This window comes from Acinetobacter sp. UBA6720 (genome assembly GCF_002454215.1).
Lineage (GTDB): Bacteria > Pseudomonadota > Gammaproteobacteria > Pseudomonadales > Moraxellaceae > Acinetobacter.
Map to the genome: position 1 here is coordinate 1 of NZ_DKIK01000116.1, position 2,822 is coordinate 2,822.

Sequence of the window (2,822 nt, forward strand, 5' to 3'; positions counted from 1 at the left end):
CGAGAGGTTGCAGGGCCTTTGGCGGTTATCCCTGAAAAAATTGCGATTCAGGAAATTGCATTTACCCAGTTAAAGTCCAACAGTTATAACTTTGTAGCTGAAGATCAACATACGGGTGAGTTACGAAAGAAAGCGCAAAAACTTAAACCTGCAAAATATGACCCAAATGAAGATGTTCAACTGATGAAGCCGTTTAAGCTGTGGAATCCTTTAACCTGGTAAGTAAACTATTTTGCTTTTTTGGCTTGATCAAATAATGGTGTAAGGGTCTTTTCAATTTGACGATTCATTTCCTGCTGAATAGCAGGATCTTGCATCATTTCCGCAGACATGGCGATGCTATTGCGCATGATTTCGCTCATCATTTTACTGCTTTTTTTATTGATAGACTGGCCTAGAGGTGTTTCGAGAAACTGAATGTTGGCCAACACTTCCTCTTCGGTAAAGGTCTGCATGTAGACATCTTTTAGCATTTGCATAAATTTTGGATCTGAAATCAATTTGCTGCTAAACGATGCGGTGATTTCAGCGATTTGCTTGGCTGCTTTTTGTTGTTCAGGATTAAGTGTAGATGTTTTAAAAATATTCTTAATAATTTCTTCGGCTTGTTGGTCATAGACAGGGCGCATCTCTTGCTGAGACTGCGCTAAAGTGCCTTTAATATCGCCGAGTTTGAGTGCCTTTTCTACCGATGCTTCGGTCGCGGGTTTGGCAAAAGAAGCTGTGCTGAGGACACATAAGGTAATACCGTAAAGCATGTGATTTAATTTTTTCATTGTTGGTCTATATCTTTTGATTAAGTCTATAAAAATAGGTAAAAAAATACCCTTAACATGACCTTAGCATGTTAAGGGTATCCAAAAAAGTAAAACTTAAGTTTTAGCCAGCTGCAGCATCGACTACTGGAATTTTACCAATTTTGGCTTGCCAAATTTTTGGTGCTGTTGCGTGAATAGAGGTACCATTCACATCAACTGCTACCGATACAGGCATGTCTTTCACTACAAATTTGTAAATCGCTTCCATGCCTAAGTCAGCAAAAGCAACCACTTCAGCTTCACGAATCGCTTTAGACACAAGGTAAGCTGCGCCGCCCACTGCCATCAAGTAAGTTGCTTTGTTGTCTTTGATTGCTTCAACAGCAGCAGGACCACGGTCTGCTTTACCGATCATGCCGAACATACCGGTTGCTTCAAGTACTTGACGTGTGAACTTGTCCATACGTGTTGCTGTTGTTGGGCCGGCAGGACCAACCACTTCATCACCGACTGGATCTACAGGGCCAACGTAGTAAATGAATTTACCTTTTAAGTCGACAGGAAGCTCTTCACCATTGTTCAACATGTCGACCATGCGTTTGTGTGCAGCATCACGACCCGTATAAATGGTACCGTTCAGAAGTAAGGTGTCGCCTGGTTGCCAAGCGTTCATTTCTTCTTGAGTAATGGTGTCGAGGTCAACACGTTTAGAAGTTGATGAATCCCAAGTGACAGATGGGTAGTCTTCCAGTTTTGGTGCTTGAATGTGTGCAACACCTGTACCATCAAGTTGGAAGTGTGCGTGACGAGTCGCTGCACAGTTTGGAATCATACCGACTGGTTTGCCCGCAGCGTGACATGGGTAATCTTTAATTTTAATGTCTAGAACTGTGGTTAAGCCACCTAGACCTTGCGCGCCAATGCCGAGTGCGTTTACTTTTTCGAAGATTTCCATACGAAGTTCTTCGATTTTATTTGCAGGGCCGCGACGAAGTAATTCGTCCATGTTGATTTCTTCCATGAGCGATTCTTTTGCAAGCATCATGGCTTTTTCAGCAGTACCACCAATACCAATACCCAACATGCCTGGTGGACACCAACCTGCACCCATGGTTGGAACAGTTTTTAGTACCCAATCCACGATTGAGTCTGATGGGTTGAGCATAGCCAGTTTAGATTTGTTTTCTGAACCACCACCTTTTGCTGCAACAGTAATATCCACTTTGTTGCCTGGAACAAGTTTGTGATAGATCACAGCAGGGGTGTTGTCTTTGGTATTTTTACGACCAAAAGCTGGGTCAGCCAATACAGAAGCACGCAGTACGTTGGAGTTTTCTAAGTAACCTTGACGTACGCCTTCGTTGATTGCATCGTCTAAGCTCATGGTTAAATCAAATTTAACATCCATGCCCACTTCAACGAATACGTTGACGATACCTGTATCTTGACAGATCGGGCGGTGGCCCTCTGCGCACATACGCGAGTTAATTAAGATTTGCGCGATCGCATCTTTCGCAGCTTTGTTCTCTTCACGATCATACGCACGGCTCATCGCTTGGATAAAGTCTTGTGGATGATAGTAAGAAATGAACTGAAGCGCGTCTTTGACCGATGTGATCAAATCATCTTGCTTGATAATAGTGGTCATACAAATATCTCTTGAGCGGGCTGATAGCTAGCGGGCTAAATTATAAGACAAAATGTCGATGTTGTGGATGTTTTACGCAGCCTTTGGGCGAAAGTTTAATAGTTGAACAAAATTGATGAGAAAGTGAGGACATATAAGGTTGTAAATATGACAAAGTTGCCTAAGTTGAATGAAATATTTCATGCTAAAAGTGAATCAATAGGTATATTTTTTATATTAAGTTTTTGAATATATTGAAAAAAATATAGAATTTCAAATATGACAATATTGTCATAAATTTGTCATAAAACTTTCGCATAATGCACTTATCAAACTATAGGACATCGAACATGTTGACAGGTTTAGTGATGGCTGCGGGCTTTTGTGTATATATTGCAGCGACTTGGATGTACGGTCAAAAAGAAGATCAGGCTTAA

2 protein-coding genes and 1 pseudogene are annotated in these 2,822 nt (G+C 41.4%); 1 reads left to right on the forward strand and 2 read right to left on the reverse strand.

Going from position 1 to position 2,822, the window contains the following annotated elements:
- Positions 1-222 (forward strand): annotated as a pseudogene (locus B4F08_RS10020) (hypothetical protein); the annotation flags it as partial.
- Positions 223-227: 5 nt separating this feature from the next.
- On the opposite strand, the gene B4F08_RS10025 reads toward B4F08_RS10020, so the two are convergent.
- Positions 228-776, reverse strand: a complete 549-nt coding sequence (locus B4F08_RS10025) for a DUF2059 domain-containing protein (RefSeq protein ID WP_110975544.1) — start codon at positions 774-776, stop codon at positions 228-230.
- A 103-nt stretch (positions 777-879) separates the two neighbouring features.
- Entirely contained in the window at positions 880-2,406 is a 1,527-nt protein-coding gene (locus tag B4F08_RS10030) for a fumarate hydratase (RefSeq protein ID WP_291374289.1), read from the reverse strand.
- Between the last annotated feature and the right edge of the window lie 416 nt (positions 2,407-2,822).